Below are 21,057 nucleotides of genomic sequence, written 5' to 3'. Positions count from 1 at the left end.
ATGAGAGGTTCGCGTCAAATCAGACAAGCGCTTTATCTGAACTTAATATCAGAGAATTAATCGCGCTTCTCCAACAGTTCACTTAGGCTTTGAACTTGCACGATACGCGGATGCTCTGACTTAAGCTCAACTCCTTCCGTGTTCAACCACACCGTATTCAAACCCGCTTCAAGTGCTGGGTAAATGTCTTTCTCTAAGGTGTCGCCAACCATGGTGATATCTTGTGGTGCAACACCGAGTTTGGAAATGATGGCAGGATAAAAGCCCGAATCGAACTTAGAAAAGCCAATGCTCGCCTTACAAAAGTAACCCAATATATATTGAGAAAGGCCAACACGCTCAAAGGCTCGAATGATGTCGTCTTTACTGGAATCACCAGCATTGGTGGCAACATAAACTTGATGAGTTTTCGACAACTCTGCCAATAATGCACGAGCACCACTCACTTCTTGTACGGTTTCCCAGTCACACATCTTCCCTTGTGCGTCTGGGAAATCGACCATCAGCGTATTGCCCCAGTCGAATAAGACTATTTCTGTTAATTCGATTAGCTTTGTCATCTTGCCTCCTGCATACGATGAATTATCTAATGTTTAAGCGAACCTATAAAAACTTCTCGATCAGGATCTCGTCAAAGTACTGGTCGCCAATCTTACCGTGTTTCTTAGCTGTTCCGACGATTTCAAAACCTTGCTTAAGGTATACCGCTAACGCACGCTCGTTGTCTGCTCTTACATAGGCAAAAAGCTTTTCATAACCTTTAGCTTTGGCTGCCTTAAATGTGTAATCGAACAACTGTTTTGCAACGCCTTGCCCACGGCTATTTGCATCAACATAAGTGCCAATAATACCAACGTGGTCAAAGGCCTTGGTGTAAGTCGCGAATGGTTCTACATTCTGAAAGCCAAGTAACTGGTTGGTCGTTTCGTTGACTGCAACGCTAAATACACCACGTTCTGGGAACGACTCAATGAATCCCTTTTCTTCATCAACAGTAAAAGTCTGATCCAAGATCGTATAACGCGCTTCGATAATGATTGGATTCAATACATCAATAATGCCTTGTGCATCTTCTACCGCGACTTCTCTGATTGTTAAGCTCATACTTCTCTACCTTTTTATTGCTTTCGGCAAATTCTATCGCTATATGCCATCCTTTTGATAGGACAGAATGTTGTCGAAAGCGATATCGAAGTAGAGTTCGTAGCTATTTTGTTCAACATAGCCCAAATGTGGAGTTGCCGTGACGTTAGGCAAGGATAATAGAGGTTCAGCGTCTGTTGTTACGGGCTCACAATCAAACACATCAATAGCGGCTGTTTTGATCGGTACCTCGCGTAGTTCATGATACAGAGCCATCGGTTCCACTAACTCGGCACGACTAATGTTCACAAACAGTGAGTTCGGCTTCATCAAGCTAAGGTCGTGTGCCGTAACACATCCTCTGGTGACATCATTCAAACGCAAATGCAAAGAAAGCACATTAACTTCTCGAAAGAAGTCTTGTTTAGTTGTTGCTGCTTCTAATCCATCCGCTTGTGCTTGATCACGTGAAGCTTGGCTGCCCCACACTACGACAGACATCCCAAATACTTGGGCATATTGTGCAATGCATTTTCCGATTTTTCCGTAACCCCAAATACCAAGCTTCAAGCCCTTCAAAGTTCGACCTAACCCTAACGAGCCTGAATCTTGCCACTGGTTTTGCTTAAGGTTTGACGCGTAAGTAGGAATGTGGCGCGATGCAGCCATAATCAACGCCCAGCATAATTCAGAGGGTGCGACTGGCGAGCCTCGGCCTTCTAACACGGTAACACCAAATCGTTCGCACATTTGCGGGTCGATATGGTTACTTACTTTGCCCGTCTGGCTAATCAGCTTGAGGTTTGGGAGCTGCGATAACAAAGATTCGGTGATCTCGGTTCTTTCACGAATGAGCACAATGGCTTCAAACGAGACTAACTTAATGGCGAGCTCTTGCTCTGAATAAGTCTGGGTAAATACCGTGACATCGTGTTGTTCGAGTTTGTTGAAGCAATCGAGGTCTTTAACGACGTTCTGGTAGTCATCCAATATCGCTATTTTCACATCACTCTCCTTGTGAATGTTAATCTTCTGGCGTTAGTCAAATGGAGGCTAAAGTGCCAAGCCTTCCGATTCAACACACACGCGATGGGGCTTCACTATTTATAAACCACTTTGAAACGCTCCAACATGAGTAACATGTCTTCACTTGGTGAGATCTTGAGCTCTTCACATTCACGAGAGAAGAAGTTCCAGTGAGCTTCTCTCCACCATTCGAGTGTTTTATCGCCCTCACCTTCGGCAGCAGCAAACTCCGCCGTCACCTCGTTGTATTTGCACAACGACACCGACGTGATCTCAACGATACAGACGGGCTTGCCATCCCAGTCGGTGACGACTTGCAAGTGACCAACTACTGGTCGCGTCTCGCCTTCATGGGTATACCAGTATTCAAGGCCGCAGGACGCTTGTTTTTCACCCTTGAGAATCAACTGCGCGCAGAGGTTGGCGTTGTATTCATCAGCACAGTAATAGTCGGCACTAAAGGAGGTGTATTGCGAGGCAACCTCTGCTGGCAATGTGTCGAGGTAGCTATCGAGATAAGCTTTGCTTCTTTCTTCCATGATCTTTCCAAATTCAATATTAGGTTGAGCCGATAAATACTTATAGATTAAGCATCTGGCTGCATTGGGAGTAACCTATCAAGTCAGGTTATTGCTGTAAACCGAGTGAATATCAAAATGTGGGCTGAGAAAGAAGAATATCGTTAGTATTTCGAGGCCAATACAAGAAGATCCAAAGAGTAAAAGAAGAGCCAAAAACACCTTTAGTGTGTGCTTTTGGCTCTGAATATCTCGTTAATAGTCGCTCGTAATTAGCAGGATATTAACGGTTCAAGAAGTCGACCGCTTTGTCTGGGAAGTCAGTAAACACACCATCGACTTTGACTTGGTTGTAGAAGACATCCAACATGCCATCAAAGTTATCAGCATAAGCTGGGATTCTTCCCGGATCAGCACGGAACGTGTACGGGTGAACATCTAAGCCCGCGTCTTTTGCTGACTTCATTAACGGTTTAATAATAATGTTATCTTTGGTTGATGCATCGTCCACCAACATTGGCTTCCAAGGGCCTATTCCTTCCGCATAAGTCGCCACTTTTTCCATGCCACCAGCTTCAAACATCCAGTCGTAACTGTACGGCGTTACTTTGTCACCTTGATACGTCATGGTTTCATTCCAACCTGTATAGGCCATCAACTGAACGAGCTTAAGATCCATTTCCATCGCAGGCATGAGTTCATCATTGATGCGTTGGAGTTCATTGGTGTCAAAACACTGCAAATACACTTTATCGTCTTTTGATAGGTAACCATATTGATGCAAGGTCGCAAGCACAGCTTTGGAGATGTCTTTGCCTTCGTGACGATGGAACCAAGGTGCTTTAATTTCAGGATAGATGCCCACGTCATAACCTAAGGTCTTATTTAAGCCTTGGATCAGTTCGATTTCTTCTGCAAATGTAGCGACACGGAAATCAGACTGCCACATTGGGAAGCGCGTTGGGTACCCTGCCACTCTGTTGCCTTGTTCATCTAAGTTAAAGCCTTCGGTCACCTTTAATGACTTGATCTCGGCAAGCGTAAAATCAATCGCATAGTAACGGCCATCTGCTCGTGCACGGTCTGGAAAGCGGTCAGCAACATCAGTGACGCGATCTAAATAATGATCATGCAAAACCACCAATTGGTCGTCTTTAGTCATCACTACATCTTGTTCGATGTAGTCGGGTTTCATCGCATAAGCGAGCGCTTTAGCGGGTAATGTGTGTTCAGGTAAATAACCAGAAGCGCCGCGATGGGCAATCACTAAAGGATCGGCGAACGTATTTGCAGATAAACTTAGGGCTAATAAGGTCAGAGACAGTGACGTTGTTTTCATTATTGTTTCCCTTGATAAAACAGAAGCTGGATATACCTGCCTCTGTTGTTATTAGTATGGTGTGGTTCAGCTAATAAACTACTGAGTTAGCGCTTCTTTTTCTCGTTCGAGATCTTTTTGTTTATGGTGCGCACGCTCACCGAGGAAGGCGTAAAGCAGACAAATTATTGAAGCAACACAAGCTCCGACCAAAATCATGAAGCCGCCATCCCAGCCGTAATGGTCAACCATGAAACCAAGCACCGCATTGGCAGCAACTGCGCCACCTAAGTAACCAAACAAGCCAGTAAGACCTGCCGCCGTACCTGCCGCTTTCTTTGGTGCAAGTTCAAGTGCATACAAGCCGATTAGCATTACTGGACCATAAATAAGGAAGCCAATCGCAATCAGTGCCAACATATCAACCGTTGGGTTACCCGCAGGGTTCAACCAATACACCAACACTGCGACAGTTACGAGAACCATAAACAGGATCCCTGCTGGAGCGCGTCGACCTTTGAATAATTTATCTGAAATCCAACCACACAATAACGTGCCAGGAATACCTGCCCACTCATACAGGAAGTAGGCCCAAGAGGATTTATCTACAGAGAAGTCTTTCGCTTCTTTTAAGTAAACCGGAGCCCAATCGAGTACGCCATAACGGATAAGGTAAACAAACGCATTAGCAATCGCGATTGACCACAACAGCTTGTTAGAGAAAACGTACTTAAAGAAGATCTCTTTCGCCGTCATTTCTTTCTCATGAGACGTATCGTAGTCGTCTGGGTAATCATCTTTGTGTTCTTCAATCGGTGGTAAGCCGCAAGATTGAGGTGTATCTCTTACAGTAAACCAAACAAAGACAGCAACGAGAGTGGCAAAAAATGCAGGAACATAAAAAGCGGTTCGCCAATCGTCGTTAAAAGCCCACAGCCCCAACAAGAACATTGGGCCAATCAAACCGCCACCCACGTTGTGAGCAACGTTCCATACCGATACGATCTCACCACGTTCTTTTCGTGACCACCAGTGAACCATGGTTCGCCCACAAGCTGGCCAGCCCATGCCTTGAAACCAACCATTCAAGAACAGCAGGGTAAACATCGCAGTGATGCTGCCTGTCGCCCATGGCATGAAGCCGAAGCAGAACATGACCAATGCCGACATTAACAAGCCACCGCTGAGAAAGTATCGGGGGTTAGAACGGTCAGAAACACTGCCCATTAAGAACTTAGATAAGCCGTAAGCGATAGATACCGCCGCTAATGCAACCCCTAGTTCTCCGCGGCTAAAACCTTGCTCAATGAGATAAGGCATCGCCAAACTAAAGTTTTTACGGACTAAGTAATACCCCGCATAGCCAACGAAGATGCCGAGAAACAGCTGCCATCGTAGTCGTGTGTAGGTGCTATCGATCTTATCTGATGACAAGCGATCGATATGCGCCATAGGTTTGAATATTCCAAACATAGGAACCTCATAATTATTGGGCGAAGGAAGAATTTAAATGCTCGAACGAAAAAATTTAGCGCTCATTCGAAATTAAGGGAATTGTATGTGCTTCAGGATTAATTTCTGTGATAGAGGTGGTTATTAACAAAAAATAACTTTAAATACAGCATATTAGTTTCATTTAATTAGACTGCGCTTCATATTTTTGTTTGTGTTGTTCTTGAGTGCAGAGTGCGCTTGTATAGAAAACTATCTTTCGAGTGAGCAAATATCGAACTTTTCAAACAAGGATATGCAATTAAGTTAAAAAATTGTAAACAGAATCAACCTCTTTGCGCCCAATTAATGTGAATAGATAAGTCGCACATCGCAATCGGCAATGCGTATAACTAGCAATACATAGCCAATGGTGATGTTTTGTATTTCTTTCCGTTTATTTATCGAATTACCAAGGTTGTTTATTGTACATCTCAAGCGATGCAGCAATGTCTATACACAAGGTGTGTACCCATCACCTAGTAGTGAGGTTAGTCAGTGAGCATCTTACGAATTCAACAAACGTTAGGAAATATCATGAACAAATCACTTATCGCACTCGTTCTTACTGCTGTTTTAGCAGGTTGTTCATCTGGCAGTGGTTCTGAACCGGCACAACCTCAATTTGATGGTGACTATGGTTTCGAAAACATTGACCCAGGTTTTGGAAACGGCGACTCTGATAGTGATGTCGACAATGGGTTTGATAATATCGACCCTGGATACGGCAAAGACGATTCAGAAAATATTGCTAATATCATTGAACAAGCTGATCTAGGCTTCGTCTACATCCCAGATATCGGTGATGTACCATTTTTTAATAAAGACACAGGGGAAGCTCATATAAGCGCCGTAAAACAACGTTCTGATGATAACGAAACGCTATACAGCATCTACGTGGATGATAAGCGTGTTGGTGAAATCATCATTCGTGATAACTATGTCAAAGTTAGCTCTGGAGACAAGATGATCTCAGGTGAGCAGAAGTCTTATCTTGATACTGAATATACCTTTTGGACTATTCGAGGTACGAACGGCAATGTAGTTGGTGACTTTAAGCGTCTCGACGATGGTGTTTGGGTGTTCCGTGAAGAAATGAACCGTGAAACATTTGTGGTTAAGTATCACGACGGTCAGTGGAATTTCATCCCTGTCGCAGACATTAAAAACAAGGTTAAAGACAACTTGCCGTCGCAAGCACAAGCCACCAAAGTGCGAGCAAAAATGCAGGTTAATAAGCTACGTACTTTGAAGTAATACTTATCACCAATCCCATATCAAAAAGGCATCCTCAAATCCAAGAGGATGCCGATCAAGCATCAACCAAGAATACATAACTAAAAAGCTCAAGGAAGATCCGGACTAGGTTACTAATTTACTGGCATTCAGTACTTTGAATTCGCCGATATTTTGTATACATAAGCGAGAGATCCAATGACCATCAAAAAGTTCCCCCTTCTGACATTAGCCGCTGTCTTGCTGTTCACTATGTCTAACGCACAAGCCAATGAACAAAACCAAGAAGAAACTGCGATAACATTTGGCCTATCAGCTGAACGAGGGTGGAGAGATTGGTCTGCTTCTTACATAAAATATCGCGGCCCGGGTAGCATAGGTTATGGTATTGAGTTTACTCGTTCGGCTTATAACGAAGACGAAGAATCGTACGAATACAAACAACGTGACAACGAATATCAGTTTCACGCCCCTATTGGAATCACCGAAAACTTGTACATCACTCCCGGTTACGGGATTAAGCGAACACATACAGACGTAACTTTGGATAGCCGCGAGTTCTCTGACAGCTCAACCAAACAAGTCGGAGGCTTAGATGCCACCTATATTATGGACAGTGGGTTTGTAGTGACAGCAGGATTCGATAAAGCAGAAGGTGAAGACTTGGAATTCTCAATTGGTGCTGGTATCGCCTGGTAAAGGTAATAAGCCTAATAGATTTAGCAAACAAAAAGGGCCTAGATTTCTCTAGACCCTTTCAAGTAACAACTCTTAGTGACTTTATGTTGGCTAATTAGGCAAAACATTTGCTAACTACACGAAGCATTAGCTCGTCACACAAAGCGATTATTCTTCGATGTAAAAAGCTTCTACAGAGCCTTTTAGAGTAATAAGCATTGGCTGACCACGGCGGTCTAGCGCTTTTGGAGAAGGGATCTTAACCCAACCTTCGCTGATGCAGTATTCTTCAACATCAGTACGCTCTTTACCATTTAGACGAATGCCGATTGGGTATTCGAAACACTCAGCCACGTGGTGTGGGCTGCGTGGGTTACCTGCTAGATGATCTGGTAAAGCTGGTTTTGAATTAGTATCGCTCATGTTCATTACCTGTATGTACGTAAATAAAAAAAGTGCGCCATTCTAGTCAATATAGGCTTTGTGCTCAACAACTGCTGCAATAAATCGTAGTGATCGTTTTAATCAACAGCGAGTTGTTTGATTTAAGGGCGGTAGTTGCAGCATTTCAAAACAAAACTTTCACAGATTTCAACATTTCTAGCGAAGCTAAGAATGATTACCCTAATATAAAAAAAGCACCCAGCCCGTTGGACTGAGTGCTCATAAACGAGTAATCACTGATTATAAAGTTACGTTACCAGTCATAAGTTACGCTCGCAATCACGTTACGGCGATCACCGTAAAAGCAGTAGTAATCACACGTCGCGACGTACTCTTTGTCTGCTAAGTTCTTAGCTGCAACTTGGAACTTGTAATCTTCAATACGGTAGCTCAATGTTGCGTCAAACAAGGTGTAAGAAGACACTTTGTTTGTCTCGGTATTATCAGCGTAAGAATCACCAACATAACGAGCACCCGCACCAATAGTTAAGCCATCTAGTGGACCATTTAGGAAACGGTAGTTCGCCCAAGCTGAAGCCAATTGGTCAGCAATTTGTGACGGCGTATTGCCTACATTGCTGCTTGTCGCATCTTCAGTTATTTCGGAATCGATGAATGAAACGTTACCAATCAAGGTTAATGCTTCAGTTACGTTTGCGACAGCTTCTAACTCAAGACCGCGGTTACGAACTTCACCAATTTGTGTTAGTTGACCGGCAACTTGGCGCGCTAAGTTTTCTTTCGACACTTCGAATGCGGCAATGTTGAAGTAACCATCGAAGCTACGCGGTTGGTATTTCAAGCCCACTTCGTATTGCTCGCCACGTTCTGGTTTCGCTGGGTCACCATTTTGATCAAGCTGAATGATTGGGTTAAACGACTGAGCATAGCTCGCATAAGGTGTAAAGCCACTATCCATCAGGTAAGCAACACCGAAGTTGGTTGTCCACTCTTCGTTATCAACCTTAGTTTTAGCACCTGTCGTCGTGTTATGAGTCTTGTTTTGAGAATCGTCGTAACGAACACCGATTTGTACTGCCCACTTATCCGCAATCATCATTTGGTCTTGTAAATAAAGGCCTAATTGATTATTTTTCGTTTTAGTGGTTTGACGATCTGATTCATCAAGTGGCGCAAACGTTGTTGGATTCAACAAAGCTACATTTGTGCTGTATGACGGGTCAAACACGTTAAAGATTGGGTTCGGTATATTTCCTACACCCGGCACAGGCAAAAGACTGTTTCCGTCACCAATAATTGGATCAGCCGCGTAATCTTTACTATCAATATCGATGCTTTGGTAATCAATACCAGTCAACAAGGTGTGTTCTACCGAACCCGTTGTAAATTTATGGATCAAACGATTATCGATATTAAACGCATCGGATGTCCCCTCTTCCGTCGATGCTTGTCGGATAATAGAAGAACGGGTTGGATCGTAAGGTGCTAGAGCTGTGTCACCAATATACCGCGAGTAATACATTTGACGTAGGTTTATGTCCATTTGGCTGTAACGAACGTTTTGCATTAAGTATGTACGGTCATTAAAGTGATGTTCAAATTCATAACCTATCGAGATTTGTTCACGCTCAAACGTCTCCCAATCTGTATTTCCCAATGCCCGGCTATCACTGATTTTTCCATTTGGATTTGACGTTAGCGTCCCTTCCATCGGTAAGAATTGTAGGTATGGGTCAGAGTCATCCTTTTGGTAACTAGTTAGCACCGTAATTTTAGTATCGTCTGTAAATTTGTAAGCCAGAGAAGGAGCGATAAAAATGCGTTCAGCTTCTACACCATCGACACGGCTACCATTTTTACGACCAAGCGCTTGCAGGCGAAACGCCATTTTATCGTTAACTTCAGAGTTCACATCTAAGCTAATTTGCTTTCGATCATCAGTACCGTATTCGATAGCAAACTTACCCGAGTCACCATCAAACTGTGGACGCTTACTGATTACGTTGATAACACCACCTGGAGGAGTTTGGCCGTATAGCGCTGATCCTGGACCACGCAAGATTTCTACTCGTTCCAAGCCAAACGGGTCGATTTGCCAGCTGTAAAAGCCCGATGAATACAAACGCGTTCCGTCTTGATACAAGCCACTGTTAGCTTGCTTAAAGCCTCGGATAACAAACCAATCTTGCTTGTTGTCTTCACCGAAGTAGTTCGCTTGAATACTTGGCGTGTACTGTAATGCGTCGGCAATACTGATTGACGCTCGGTCGTCCATCTGTTCACGAGTAACAATCGAAATTGCACGTGGTGTCTCACCTATCGCTACGTCTGTTTTTGTTGCTGTTCGACTGCTTAATCCTACGTAACTAAAATCAGGACCTACTGAGCTGTCTTCAAGTTGCTGTCCAATAACAACAACGGTTTCATCTTCGTTAGCTTGAGCCATTCCTGACGATATAACTAAAGCGACCGCAAGTGCTGTTGGGGTACGCATAAAGTGCCGATTCATATATTTCTCCTTCTATACGGCTATGAACCTATTGCAATAAAACACAAACAATCACTGTGATTTTTATTAATCAATTGTTTGTATTTGAACCTAACTTGGCTCTTAAAACTCAAGCGACAACACTTTCTAGTGCTTGGTGCGCTTGAGCTAAACGCCCTTTACTCAACTCAATAAGATTGCCGTTATCCATTTTTAGAATACGTTCAGCTTCTTCGTTGAAATGACCAACTAGTTGTTGTTGTGATTATCATTATCAATAAAGAAAGAGACAATTCCGTATAAACCAAGCACGACAATCTTGTTGTTTAGTCTTGTCCTCTAAAAGCTCAACCCGTTCATTCAACAGAAATCCGTTAACAAGCGTTCAGTAGTCGCGATAAGTAACGACAAGGACTACAAGCAGCTAAGCTATAACCTTCTTAAGCCCCACATCAGATACATGCCACCGATAATCGAAGCTACCAATCCTGCTGGGATCTCCTGTGGGTAAAGCCACTGTCTACCAAGCCAATCCGAGAACAACATCAGTGCCATACCAATTAACGAAGAACAGATCAGATGCTCTTTAGCACGGCTATAACCAAATAATCTCGCTATGTGTGGAGCCATCAAACCGATAAAGCTTAACGGGCCCACCACCAGTGTTGCGCTCACGGTTAAACATGCCACCAGCACCAACAATAGAATTCGAGATCTTGATACATTGATACCAAGAGATTGCGCACTCGCTTGCCCTAATGGCAACACATCCAACCATCGCGCACAGAGAAAACCTAACGAGATAAATACAACCGAAGATATCAGTAACGGCACGAGTGTTACCTCGGTGACGTAATACGTTGAACCTGCCAACCAAGCCAGAACTTGATAACTTCTTGGATCACCGCCTGCCAATACAAAACTTTGCACAGCGTTCATCAGTGCCGTTATCGCAACGCCTGTTAATAGTACTCTTTCCGGTTGGAAGCCCGACTTCTGGTTAAGCACGACAATGATGCCCAAAGTACAGACCGCGCCAATAAAGCCACCGACATAAAGCCCAACCACGCTGCTGCCAAAGCCCGCAAAGATTGCGATAATCAAACCTAATGCCGTACCAGAACTGATACCGATCACTTCTGGGCTGGCCATTGGGTTGCCACTCAAACGCTGAATGATCGTACCAGCGACGGCCAACATGCCGCCCGCTAATGCCGCTGCCGTTAATCGAGGTAAACGCCATTCGAGCATTGCCCAGTCTTGAGTTTGAAATAACCAACGCCAACCTTCAGTTTGTACAGAGAACAAACTGAACACGACCAGGGACATCGCAATAAACAAGCTGGCCAATACCACTGAATGCTCGTTTAAGCGAGAAGCTACTTCCTTATGACGCGTTAATACAGTTTGTGTTTGTGACTGACTTTTCATTGATAACTTGGGCAGCAACCACAACAACAGTGGAGCACCTAACGCAGCCGTTGCAGCCCCTGTCGGGACAAACATAGACATGATGCCAGGCAACTGTTGAATAAGCAGATCGGTAAGGCTTAACAACAAGCCACCTAACAGCATAGATACCAATAACTTAGGGACTAAACGGTGCACACCCATCAGGCGTGCTAACGCAGGAGCTGCTAAACCAACGAATCCAATAACACCAACAGCACTCACAACCCAAGCTGTCAACAATACTGCTAACCCTAAACAACCAACTCTCAATTTCGGTAACGAAACACCGAGGCTCTTAGCACCCTGCTCTGATAACTGAAGCAAGCTCAGTGGTTTTACGAACAGAAACGCCATGAGAGTCGCAATCGCTAAGCGTGGAGCCAAGTACTGAACATCTTCCCATCCGGTTTGAACCAATGAACCTGCGCCCCAAATCATTAAGCCATTCAGTTTGTCTTGGTTCATCATTAACAAGACAGTACTCACAGCGCCAAAATAGAGGTTCACGACCAAGCCAGACACAATCACGACGGTTGGAGATAAAGCACGTCGCCAAGACAATAGGAACACCAAACCAATCGTAGTTACGCCACCAACAAGTGCCACTAGCGAATAAGACCACTCTAAAAGCCAAGGGGCATAAAGCGTCGCTAGCATCAGAGCAAAGCTTGAGCCACTCGCGACACCTAACGTAGACGGTGAAGCCAAAGGGTTTCTGAGCACCTGTTGCATCAATACACCCGCCACTGCCAACGCTGCGCCAGATAGCAATGTAGTGAATAACCTCGGCCACCAAGCTAAATGCAGCTTCACTGAGTCTGGAGAAGTGAAATCAGCGCTCCACAAACTAGAAAATCGGCTCAGTCCGAACTGAGGGACAGATAGGTGCTGGCCTATTAACACCAGTGTAGAAACCAATAAAAGAGTCATAACACCTAACGAGAGAACTCTCATAGCACGTCTCCTTGGTTCAATTCAGAGACAATGAAGCGCGCAAAGCGTGTTGCAGAAGGTATCGCACCGAAGCTCCACACCGCTGGAACTTGTAACGCGGGGTAGCCCGACTCTTTCACAATGTATTGCCAAAACTGATTTGCTTTAAGGCTCTCTTTAGTTCCTGCTGGCATTGGCGAAATAATCACGATTTGTCCTTTAACGCCAATAAGCTGATCGACACCAACCAAACTGTAACCCCAAGCGTTGGTTTGCTCTTTCCATGCTGATTCAAGGCCAATCTTGTTTACTGAGGCTTTGTATAGGCTGTTATCCCCAAAGACGCGAACGTGATTAGTGTCCATGAATTGCACCATCAACATTGCAGGAGCACTGTTGGGTAGCAGAGATCCTAAACGATCCATTTCAGTGTTCGCTTTCTGAATCAAAACTTCAGCTTGAGGTTGTTTCTCAGAGACTTCTGCTAGCTTTCGAGTAACCGTTTCTAGCGCTGACCAATCAACATCACCACTTCGGTACAAACCAATGGTCGTAACAGGGGCAATTTTGCTAAGTTGAGTCTCCAACGTTGAAAACATTGGAGAGAGTAATATCTTGTCGGGTTTGAGCTCATGAATACGTTCAAGGTTTGGTTGCGTTCGTAAGCCAACATCCGCAACAGTTGGGGGAATTTGAGGAGACTTTACCCACGAGTTGTAATCGGGTATTTGCGCGACAGCAATAGGTGTAACGCCCAACGCCAAAAGCGTTTCAGTGTGAGTCCAATCGATGGAAACTAATCGAGGTCGATCGCCATCATTCAACCCAGATGTATCTTGATTGGCTAACGCAAGTGGAGAAAATACCAGTACGCTCGATATGACGACTCTTGAAATAAGATTACGAGTGACGTGCGAGCGATGTAATATTGATTGGAAAGACTGTTTAAGCATCATGCTGGCTCCAAATCACCAGGCATCGCGACTGGGTAACCCGCAGAGTGTTGAGTAATGTGCATAGGCACACCATAGATATCTTTCAATATTGGCTCTTTGAACACCTCATCAACCTCACCTTCGACTAATAGTTCACCGCTATGTAAGGCAATAATGTGGTCGCAGAAACGTGCAGCCATATTGATGTCGTGTATCACAATGATCACGCCAATCTCTAATGTTTTACTCAGACGCTTAATCAATGTCAGCATTTCAATCTGATGGCCGATATCGAGCGCGGCTAAAGGCTCATCCAGCAAAAGGTATTTGGTGCGTTGAGCCAACAGCATCGCGAGCCACACACGTTGGCGTTCACCACCCGATAAAGTATCCACCAAACGATCAGCGTATTGCGCTGTGTCGGTAAGTTGCATCGCCTCTTCAACATACTGCTTATCTTTACTTGAAAGTCGACCCAATAAGCCGTGCCAAGGGTAGCGACCAAAGCTCACCAGGTCTTTGCCGGATAAACTGTCGGTTGCAGGTAAATGTTGAGGTAAGTAAGCAATTTGTTGTGCGAAGTCCTTATCCGACCATTTAGCGACCGGTTTATCTTTCAGGAAAATATCGCCTGAAGTGGCGTGCTGTTGCTTCGCTAGCAACTTTAATAAGGTCGATTTCCCCGAGCCATTATGCCCAACCAAAGCGTAGATCTTTCCTTGCTCAAACGACACATTGAATGTCTTGAGCAATTGCTTATCCCCTACACTAAAACCGAGTCCCTTTGCTTCGAGCATACCTTCAACCTTAAAACACATCATTCACTAAAGAATTAATGAAATACGAACATATTCATAAAATCATTAACAGACACGCTTTTATACACTTGCAAAAACGCTAACGCAAACGATTTTCATTTAGATTAAACTAAATGTCGTACCAATTTATCCCTATATTTTAAAGAGTTAGAAGATTAATTTAGAGAAGGCATCTGACGTTGATTCAAGATCTTGTCGCAACGAAGTTTAAGCATTTATGAAAATGCGCTCATAAATAGATAGATGAGAAAGGCAGAGAGTTTCGTGTCTGTTAGGCTGTTTCCGAATATTCAGCCTAAAACGAAACGCTCATGACGTGATGATTGGGTTCGGTTTCAATCTCGACGATTGACCAACCAAGAGAAAGGTACAAAGGCGCAATATTGGTGTAGGCGTACAACTTAGACGTTGAATCTTTCGAGGGTTGGGATTGATAATAGTCTGGCATTTGTTCAACAGCTCGTTTAATCAATTCACTCGCAATACCTTGACCGCGCCATTGAGGTTCAACAAACACGGCGTTGATCCACACCACATCCCGCACTTGATGAGGTTCCTGAAAATGGGAATACGCCAAGCCACCAATGACCACATTATCGCGAAGCACTACTATTACTGGAGGGAGTTGTACGCAGTCTTTATAGGTATCTTTAAACTTAAAATCCGACCATTCATTTTGAAGCAAGCGCTCTAATTCACTCCAATATGGCGAACTTTCATCGCAATTTCTAAAGATTACTTTCTGCATGTCTTTCCATCCTTTGAAGGGCTAATACGGCCATCCTAGCCTTGGTTTATATTAGTGTAGGTAAAGTTACTCTTCTTCGTCGTAATCGTCTGCAGGGTCTTGATTGATTTCTTCGCCACACCCTAAGCATTCGGCTTGCAAATCTGTTGGCATAATAATAATCAAACCACAATGCGGACATAAATCGCCTTGTTGAAACATCCTGCTACTCCTTCTACTTCATGGCTATTGCTTAGGATACTTTTGCTTACTCGCTTCTAACCAGTCATGGATGACTTGGCGAGCAGACTCGGATGGCGGTGCATTTCGTTTCCCACAAATCTGGTCAATTTCAAACGGAAAGGCTTTGCTTGGAACACGACGTAGGCCAATGGTTAAACGCTGAGGTTTGAACATGCGGAATACCACATAGCGATCGCTCATGATTCGATTGTGATAAACACCAATGCAGTGTTTTTGCTCCATGCCTTCTTTTTCAAGGTCGTAGTAATCAGTAAGCGGATGAATATTGTCGTTACCTAGCAAAGGAACCGGGTAAGGAATGTCTTTATCCATTGGGCGGTTACCTTCTAAACGACGCAGTTGACGTTGCTCTGTCCATCTATCGTGAAGTTGTTCGAACATCGCAAATGAGTTCTGGCTGGTAATTGCGCGTAATGGATCATCCATCTCCAAATCTAGTCCTAACAATATCGCATCTTGGAACATCGCCATTTTTGAAGGCGCATTAAGCCTGCCCTCTTCCACCATCGCAATGCCCAATCGACTGCCGGTTAGAAATGGATGAACTTGATCCAAACGTAATGCTGTGTAGCCAACTTTGGAATAGTGCTTGAATTTAAGAACACGTCTTTGTAGCGGTTCAAGAATTCGTACAATGTGGTCGAGCTCATCACCGACGTTGTAGTTAAGCTCTAGCTTATCGATGAATTTTAGGGTCGCTTTACTGCCGTCTAAGCCCAGTTTGGCTAAGATTCTCTTTTGTCCTAGGCGACTCAGTTCCAATGCTTTCTTGTTATCGACACTGTGTTTCATGCAGATTAACGCCAAAATAACGGGTCTTAATTCAAGCAGTTGAGCCGCCTCATAAGTGTTCGCAGCTAACCAAAGCATTTGATATTGATACTCTGGAAAATCATCGGTGATTTCACGATAACGAGCAGGCAACGAATCTAACCAACGACCATTTACATCAAACTGTTCAACAAGATTGAGGCTTAAACCAATACCACCATCAAGTGGGCGTCTACCATCTTCAAACACATGAAAGCCCACGAGCTTTTGTGACCAATCACTGATCTCAATATCGTAGTCAAAGCCTAATGTGCGAGTGGGAATGGTAAGTAATGCTGTCATTGATGCCTCTTCGTTAATGGCGCGTTGAACTGTCGAGCATATCTAATAGCAAAAAACCTAAAGCTCGACCTAAAGTCACTATAACAACCTTTTGTAAATTTCTTATCAATCAAAGCGATATAAATACGATAGTACTTAGAAGATCTTTGAATGATGATTTTACGCAATATGAGACCTCTTCGATATCATTTACTTAGAGAGAAACTATGCTTGTAACATCACTAATAACAAGAGGCTTTAATTATGGAATACCGACATATTCTGGTCGCACTTGAAATGTCTGATGACTCGAAAATCCTCATCGACAGAGCAACCTTCTTCGCGAACAAACTAGAAACGGAACTTTCATTTGTTTATATCGACGGTACTCACGGAGAAATTTACCCAGAACTCGTTGATATTCAACAAAGTAATAATGACCTACCAGTCAATGAAAGTGCTATAAAACACTTAAGAGAATTTGAGGCTTACGCTAAACAGCCGATTCAGCATATCTTTGTGGGTACGGGTGATTTGAATGACAAGCTCAAAGACACCGTGAAAGCGCACAACATTGACCTGATGCTTTGTGGTCATCATCATGATTTTTGGCATAAGATCATCTCGCACTCGAAGCAATTGATAGACTCGTCCTCTGTCGACATACTCGTCGTTCCTATGGACTAACTGCTTCTACGGACTAAAGCCTCTAAAGGCTCGCGGCTCCTAAAACATGCTGTTTGCACTTATAAAGAGCCAACCTCTATCGGTATTTTTGGTTGGCTTACATCCCCTATTCAATCTTCTTATTTACCTCAATCCAACTATCACTGACTTGCTGAAATCATTTGTGATCTTGTCGGCTGATCAACTCGTAAGCGTCTAATAATTAACAAATCACGAGTGTCAGCAATGAAAAAGATTGGTCTCTATCTTTTTACAAACGACTTCAGAATCAACGACAATCAGTTGCTTCACCAAGCCGCGCAGGTGGTCGATGAACTCGTTTGCGTTATTGTCGAACCTACGCTCTCTCGCTTCTCTGCTGAATTCGCACAAGAGCACAGTTATGGAGCGCATCGCCAAACCTTTATTTCACAATCGATAGCCAATCTAGAAGCCAATTTAGTGAAGCTTGGTCAGCAACTTGTCCTGATTCACAATAATCATTTAGAACCAGACGTAGCCGAGCAAACACTCAGCCAAATTATTGCGACACAGCACGTCACCCACTTTTTCGCCAATGCACATTGCGGTTACGACGAGCGACAATTGATTCATTCAGTACATCGCCGCCACCCTGACTTAATAACATGCTTGCGACATCACGCCACCTTGTTTGACTTACATGAGCTACCGTTCGAATTATCGAAAGTCCCAAGCTCCTTTACCAAGTTTAGAAAGATAGTCGAACACTTGGACGTTAATGATGATGAGACAGTTATTTCACGTCTTCCACCTGCAGTGAGACTAGCATCGACATCGACAATCTCATTATTCAGTTCACCAAATGACGAGAGCGAAGTAACAAACGATTATTTGGGTGGCGAAGACGCAGGACTAGTGCATTTAGAAAACTACTTTTCACATGATTACGCCCTTAACTACAAGCAGACTCGAAACGCATTTGACGGCATCGAGAACTCAACCAAATTTTCGCCGTGGTTGGCACTCGGCTGCGTTTCGCCTAAAACGATTTATCGCCATTTGAAACAATTCGAAGCCGAACATGGCAGTAACGATTCAACCTATTGGATCTACTTTGAGTTGTTATGGCGCGAATATTTCTATTGGAAGCGCTTATCATTGGGCTCGTTGTTGTTCGGTGATTCTTCAAACCGTGAACTCTGCAGTCCTAACTCCTCCGCAACGTCGAGCCTGAATTTCGCCAAATGGAAAAGTGGCAATAGCAACTACCCGATTGTCGATGCGTGTATGCGCCAACTTAACGAAACAGGCTACATGTCTAATCGCGGAAGACAGCTAGCCGCTAGCTGTTTGATCTATGAACTAGGGATCGATTGGCGACACGGCGCAGCCTATTTTGAGAGCCAACTTATCGACTATGACGTGGCATCAAACTGGGGCAATTGGGCTTACATAGCCGGAACCCTGAACTCTCAGGTAAACACCCAAACCAACAAGCAAAAAAATGCCAACCAAGCACAACCCAAATCACACCATTTCGACTTGGCTAGGCAGACAGATATGTATGACCCAGACCATATATTTATCAACAAGTGGAATGCGAGCAGCAAAGAACCTGTCTTAACTAACAATCAGGATATGTTATGAACTTCAAAACCGTGCGCCTTGTCTTAGGCGACCAACTCAATGTCCAGCACTCTTGGTTTCAACAAGTTGATGACGACGTCATTTATATCATTGCAGAACTCAAGCAAGAGACTGACTACGTTGCATCGCACATCCAAAAGGTGGCCGCTTTTTTCTCGGCGATGGGCTATTTTGCCGACGAACTCAAACAACAAGGTCATCAGGTACTCCACCTCACTCTTGATGACACCACGCAATTTGAAAATCTCGATGCTCTATTGCAACACTACGTACACGAATTCGGCGCTGAGAAATTCGAATATCAAAGGCCAGATGAATATCGCCTTTTAGAGCAGATGAACAAGCTAAAGCTCACTAATGCGACCAAAGGTTGTTGTGATTCCGAACACTTCCTCTTTCCATTCGAAGAGATCGAACAACAGTTTCCGAAAGACAAACACATCATGATGGAACACTTCTATCGCCGAATGAGAAAGCGCTTCGACATTTTGCTAGAAGACGGAAAGCCAGTTGGCGGCAAATGGAATTACGATGCGAGCAATCGAAAGAAACTCAAGAAACAAGACATTGAAAGCCTGCCTCAACCTCTGATGTTTGCCAACGACATTTCCGCGATTCTAGAACGCATCGAACGTCATCAAGTTAAAACCATTGGTGAAGTTGGCGACCAATTATTATGGCCAGTTAACCGCGCACAAAGCTTGTCTTTACTCGCTCATTTCTGCCAGGTTTGCTTACCGTTATTTGGGCAGTTTCAGGATGCGATGACGACAGAACACGACTCTAAATGGAGCTTGTATCATAGCCGTATTTCGTTCTCGCTGAACAGTAAACTGCTGAGCCCTAAAGAAGTGATTGATGCAGCACTGCCGGCTTATCAAGCCTCTTCTAAGATAAACACACCCACTATCGATATTGCACAAGTCGAAGGGTTCGTACGCCAAATTCTAGGCTGGAGAGAATACATACGTGGCATTTATTGGGCGAACATGCCTGCTTACGCCAACAAAAATCACTACGCAGCAGACCGTCAGTTGCCTCATTACTTTTGGGATGGGCAAACCAAGATGAATTGTATGAAGCACGCGATTGATCAATCCCTCGAGTTTGCTTATGCGCACCACATTCAAAGGCTCATGATCACTGGTAACTTCTGCTTAATTACAGGCATTGCTCCGGATCAAGTCGACAGTTGGTACCTTGGTATTTATGTTGATGCGATTGAGTGGGTCGAAATGCCGAATACGCGAGGTATGGCACTTTTTGCTGATGGCGGGATCGTCGGAACCAAACCATACTCTGCCAGCGGTTCTTACATTAATCGCATGAGTGATTACTGCAAAGGCTGTCATTACCAAATTAAAGAGCGCAGTGGCGAGAGTTCTTGTCCATTCAACAGCTTGTATTGGCGCTTCATGAACCAACACCGCGAGGCCTTAAATCGCAACCCTCGAATGGGGATGCTTTATCGCTCTTGGGACAATATGGATGAGCAAGACCAACAAGCGATACTCAACACGGCAGAACAACGACTGACTAACTTGGAGAACTTATAATGGTGGAACAACTCAGATTACACATATTGGTCATTGGTGGCAGCGGCGGTATTGGTTTCGCCGTGGTTAAGCACCTGCTGTCTGAGCTGTCTCGGTTTGATTTTCTCGATGTCCATGTCGACGCGACTTACCACTCTCAACAGCCAGAACTAGAAAACAATCGTTTGAACTGGCACAAAGTCGATGCAACCAACGAAGCTGATATCGAGCAACTCAGCAGACAGTTTGAAAAATTGGATTGGTTGATAAACTGCGTGGGTATGCTTCATACACCAGATCTGGGGCCGGAAAAGAACCTATCTTCTATCGACCCAGAATTCTTTCTGAAAAACATCTCGGTAAACACCCTACCTAGCTTATTACTGGCCAAGCACTTCACGCCTGTTCTTAGAACGAGCGACAATCCAAAGTTTGCTGTAGTTTCCGCAAAGGTAGGTAGCATTTCAGACAACAGATTAGGTGGTTGGTATAGCTATCGGTCATCGAAAGCGGCGCTCAATATGTTCATCAAAACCATGTCGATTGAATGGCAACGCACCATTAAGAATGGCACCATATTAGCGCTACACCCGGGCACAACAGACACAGCTCTATCGAAGCCTTTTCAGGCCAATGTCCCTGAAGGTAACTTGTTTGAGTCGAGCTATGTAGCTCATCAGTTGGTCGATATTATTCGAACCGCGACACCGGATAAAAGCGGTCATTTCTACGCGTATGATGGTGAGCAATTGACTTGGTAGGG

At 44.1% G+C, this 21,057-nt stretch carries 20 protein-coding genes; 6 read left to right on the top strand and 14 right to left on the bottom strand.

The genetic code is table 11. The features are described from left to right. Nucleotides 1-56: 56 nt before the first annotated feature. The 6 genes from AB6C75_RS10700 to glpT all read right to left on the bottom strand — a co-directional run bounded on the left by AB6C75_RS10700 (nt 57) and on the right by glpT (nt 5,418). Nucleotides 57-560: an HAD family hydrolase gene (locus tag AB6C75_RS10700; protein ID WP_372107752.1), complete on the bottom strand. Its 504-nt coding sequence runs from the start codon at nt 558-560 to the stop codon at nt 57-59. 43 nt (nt 561-603) lie between these two features. Further along, the gene (locus AB6C75_RS10695; protein WP_372107751.1) at nt 604-1,104 is read right to left on the bottom strand and encodes an N-acetyltransferase family protein; all 501 of its coding nucleotides are present in this window, start codon (nt 1,102-1,104) and stop codon (nt 604-606) included. Between the two features lie 39 nt (nt 1,105-1,143). Then, the gene (locus AB6C75_RS10690) at nt 1,144-2,088 is read right to left on the bottom strand and encodes a D-2-hydroxyacid dehydrogenase family protein (RefSeq protein ID WP_372107750.1); all 945 of its coding nucleotides are present in this window, start codon (nt 2,086-2,088) and stop codon (nt 1,144-1,146) included. Between the two features lie 95 nt (nt 2,089-2,183). Then, a complete protein-coding gene (locus AB6C75_RS10685) occupies nt 2,184-2,648 on the bottom strand; it encodes an ASCH domain-containing protein (RefSeq protein ID WP_372107749.1) in 465 nt (154 codons plus the stop codon). A gap of 262 nt (nt 2,649-2,910) precedes the next feature. Continuing rightward, entirely contained in the window at nt 2,911-3,966 is a 1,056-nt protein-coding gene (gene glpQ, locus AB6C75_RS10680) for a glycerophosphodiester phosphodiesterase (protein ID WP_372107748.1), read from the bottom strand. Between the two features lie 78 nt (nt 3,967-4,044). Next, nucleotides 4,045-5,418: a glycerol-3-phosphate transporter gene (glpT, locus tag AB6C75_RS10675; protein ID WP_372107747.1), complete on the bottom strand. Its 1,374-nt coding sequence runs from the start codon at nt 5,416-5,418 to the stop codon at nt 4,045-4,047. A 555-nt stretch (nt 5,419-5,973) separates the two neighbouring features. Between glpT and AB6C75_RS10670 the strand changes: the two genes are divergently transcribed. Both AB6C75_RS10670 and AB6C75_RS10665 read left to right on the top strand, forming a co-directional pair. Next, nucleotides 5,974-6,693 carry a membrane lipoprotein lipid attachment site-containing protein gene (locus AB6C75_RS10670; protein WP_372107746.1) on the top strand — a complete coding sequence of 240 codons (720 nt, stop codon included), beginning with the start codon at nt 5,974-5,976 and terminating at the stop codon, nt 6,691-6,693. 177 nt (nt 6,694-6,870) lie between these two features. Next, entirely contained in the window at nt 6,871-7,371 is a 501-nt protein-coding gene (locus AB6C75_RS10665; protein WP_372107745.1) for a hypothetical protein, read from the top strand. Between the two features lie 147 nt (nt 7,372-7,518). Here the strand turns inward: AB6C75_RS10665 and AB6C75_RS10660 are convergent, their stop codons facing one another. The 8 genes from AB6C75_RS10660 to AB6C75_RS10625 form a co-directional block, all read right to left on the bottom strand. After that, nucleotides 7,519-7,773 (bottom strand): DUF3297 family protein, encoded by a 255-nt coding sequence (locus tag AB6C75_RS10660; protein WP_004733911.1) that lies wholly within the window; start codon nt 7,771-7,773, stop codon nt 7,519-7,521. Between the two features lie 274 nt (nt 7,774-8,047). Further along, a complete protein-coding gene (locus AB6C75_RS10655) occupies nt 8,048-10,249 on the bottom strand; it encodes a TonB-dependent siderophore receptor (protein WP_372107760.1) in 2,202 nt (733 codons plus the stop codon). Between the two features lie 423 nt (nt 10,250-10,672). Then, a complete protein-coding gene (gene fhuB, locus AB6C75_RS10650; RefSeq protein WP_372107744.1) occupies nt 10,673-12,649 on the bottom strand; it encodes a Fe(3+)-hydroxamate ABC transporter permease FhuB in 1,977 nt (658 codons plus the stop codon). After that, nucleotides 12,646-13,584, bottom strand: a complete 939-nt coding sequence (locus tag AB6C75_RS10645; RefSeq protein WP_372107743.1) for an ABC transporter substrate-binding protein — start codon at nt 13,582-13,584, stop codon at nt 12,646-12,648. Before AB6C75_RS10645 ends, fhuB begins: the two co-directional genes overlap by 4 nt. Beyond that, nucleotides 13,581-14,360 carry an ABC transporter ATP-binding protein gene (locus tag AB6C75_RS10640; protein WP_102267520.1) on the bottom strand — a complete coding sequence of 260 codons (780 nt, stop codon included), beginning with the start codon at nt 14,358-14,360 and terminating at the stop codon, nt 13,581-13,583. The genes AB6C75_RS10645 and AB6C75_RS10640 overlap by 4 nt, the downstream gene beginning before the upstream one ends. Before the next feature lie 316 nt (nt 14,361-14,676). Further along, nucleotides 14,677-15,129: a GNAT family N-acetyltransferase gene (locus tag AB6C75_RS10635; RefSeq protein WP_372107742.1), complete on the bottom strand. Its 453-nt coding sequence runs from the start codon at nt 15,127-15,129 to the stop codon at nt 14,677-14,679. 66 nt (nt 15,130-15,195) lie between these two features. Beyond that, complete coding sequence (locus tag AB6C75_RS10630; protein ID WP_017078071.1) at nt 15,196-15,330, bottom strand: hypothetical protein; 135 nt, start codon at nt 15,328-15,330, stop codon at nt 15,196-15,198. A 24-nt stretch (nt 15,331-15,354) separates the two neighbouring features. Then, nucleotides 15,355-16,485, bottom strand: a complete 1,131-nt coding sequence (locus AB6C75_RS10625) for a PcfJ domain-containing protein (RefSeq protein ID WP_305368056.1) — start codon at nt 16,483-16,485, stop codon at nt 15,355-15,357. Nucleotides 16,486-16,728: 243 nt separating this feature from the next. Between AB6C75_RS10625 and AB6C75_RS10620 the strand changes: the two genes are divergently transcribed. The 4 genes from AB6C75_RS10620 to AB6C75_RS10605 all read left to right on the top strand — a co-directional run bounded on the left by AB6C75_RS10620 (nt 16,729) and on the right by AB6C75_RS10605 (nt 21,055). Next, nucleotides 16,729-17,151: a universal stress protein gene (locus AB6C75_RS10620; protein ID WP_192888734.1), complete on the top strand. Its 423-nt coding sequence runs from the start codon at nt 16,729-16,731 to the stop codon at nt 17,149-17,151. A 225-nt stretch (nt 17,152-17,376) separates the two neighbouring features. Continuing rightward, the gene (locus AB6C75_RS10615) at nt 17,377-18,759 is read left to right on the top strand and encodes a DASH family cryptochrome (protein WP_372107741.1); all 1,383 of its coding nucleotides are present in this window, start codon (nt 17,377-17,379) and stop codon (nt 18,757-18,759) included. Beyond that, nucleotides 18,756-20,315, top strand: a complete 1,560-nt coding sequence (locus AB6C75_RS10610; protein ID WP_372107740.1) for a cryptochrome/photolyase family protein — start codon at nt 18,756-18,758, stop codon at nt 20,313-20,315. Before AB6C75_RS10615 ends, AB6C75_RS10610 begins: the two co-directional genes overlap by 4 nt. Further along, nucleotides 20,315-21,055: an SDR family oxidoreductase gene (locus AB6C75_RS10605; protein ID WP_372107739.1), complete on the top strand. Its 741-nt coding sequence runs from the start codon at nt 20,315-20,317 to the stop codon at nt 21,053-21,055. Before AB6C75_RS10610 ends, AB6C75_RS10605 begins: the two co-directional genes overlap by 1 nt. Nucleotides 21,056-21,057: the final 2 nt, after the last annotated feature.

This window comes from Vibrio sp. 10N.237.312.B06 (assembly GCF_041464685.1).
Classification (GTDB): Bacteria; Pseudomonadota; Gammaproteobacteria; order Enterobacterales; family Vibrionaceae; genus Vibrio; species Vibrio tasmaniensis_A.
This window is presented reverse-complemented; position numbering and strand designations above follow the sequence as displayed.

What these genes read in the sequence shown, in the direction of transcription:
- AB6C75_RS10630 (WP_017078071.1), bottom strand. Translation starts at nt 15,330, where the DNA reads ATGTTTCAACAAGGCGATTTATGTCCGCATTGTGGTTTGATTATTATT.
- AB6C75_RS10615 (WP_372107741.1), top strand. Translation starts at nt 17,377, where the DNA reads ATGAAAAAGATTGGTCTCTATCTTTTTACAAACGACTTCAGAATCAAC.
- AB6C75_RS10635 (WP_372107742.1), bottom strand. Translation starts at nt 15,129, where the DNA reads ATGCAGAAAGTAATCTTTAGAAATTGCGATGAAAGTTCGCCATATTGG.
- AB6C75_RS10685 (WP_372107749.1), bottom strand. Translation starts at nt 2,648, where the DNA reads ATGGAAGAAAGAAGCAAAGCTTATCTCGATAGCTACCTCGACACATTG.
- AB6C75_RS10660 (WP_004733911.1), bottom strand. Translation starts at nt 7,773, where the DNA reads ATGAGCGATACTAATTCAAAACCAGCTTTACCAGATCATCTAGCAGGT.
- fhuB (WP_372107744.1), bottom strand. Translation starts at nt 12,649, where the DNA reads ATGAGAGTTCTCTCGTTAGGTGTTATGACTCTTTTATTGGTTTCTACA.
- AB6C75_RS10610 (WP_372107740.1), top strand. Translation starts at nt 18,756, where the DNA reads ATGAACTTCAAAACCGTGCGCCTTGTCTTAGGCGACCAACTCAATGTC.
- AB6C75_RS10695 (WP_372107751.1), bottom strand. Translation starts at nt 1,104, where the DNA reads ATGAGCTTAACAATCAGAGAAGTCGCGGTAGAAGATGCACAAGGCATT.
- AB6C75_RS10645 (WP_372107743.1), bottom strand. Translation starts at nt 13,584, where the DNA reads ATGATGCTTAAACAGTCTTTCCAATCAATATTACATCGCTCGCACGTC.
- AB6C75_RS10700 (WP_372107752.1), bottom strand. Translation starts at nt 560, where the DNA reads ATGACAAAGCTAATCGAATTAACAGAAATAGTCTTATTCGACTGGGGC.
- AB6C75_RS10670 (WP_372107746.1), top strand. Translation starts at nt 5,974, where the DNA reads ATGAACAAATCACTTATCGCACTCGTTCTTACTGCTGTTTTAGCAGGT.
- glpQ (WP_372107748.1), bottom strand. Translation starts at nt 3,966, where the DNA reads ATGAAAACAACGTCACTGTCTCTGACCTTATTAGCCCTAAGTTTATCT.
- glpT (WP_372107747.1), bottom strand. Translation starts at nt 5,418, where the DNA reads ATGTTTGGAATATTCAAACCTATGGCGCATATCGATCGCTTGTCATCA.
- AB6C75_RS10665 (WP_372107745.1), top strand. Translation starts at nt 6,871, where the DNA reads ATGACCATCAAAAAGTTCCCCCTTCTGACATTAGCCGCTGTCTTGCTG.
- AB6C75_RS10605 (WP_372107739.1), top strand. Translation starts at nt 20,315, where the DNA reads ATGGTGGAACAACTCAGATTACACATATTGGTCATTGGTGGCAGCGGC.
- AB6C75_RS10655 (WP_372107760.1), bottom strand. Translation starts at nt 10,249, where the DNA reads ATGCGTACCCCAACAGCACTTGCGGTCGCTTTAGTTATATCGTCAGGA.
- AB6C75_RS10625 (WP_305368056.1), bottom strand. Translation starts at nt 16,485, where the DNA reads ATGACAGCATTACTTACCATTCCCACTCGCACATTAGGCTTTGACTAC.
- AB6C75_RS10620 (WP_192888734.1), top strand. Translation starts at nt 16,729, where the DNA reads ATGGAATACCGACATATTCTGGTCGCACTTGAAATGTCTGATGACTCG.
- AB6C75_RS10640 (WP_102267520.1), bottom strand. Translation starts at nt 14,360, where the DNA reads ATGCTCGAAGCAAAGGGACTCGGTTTTAGTGTAGGGGATAAGCAATTG.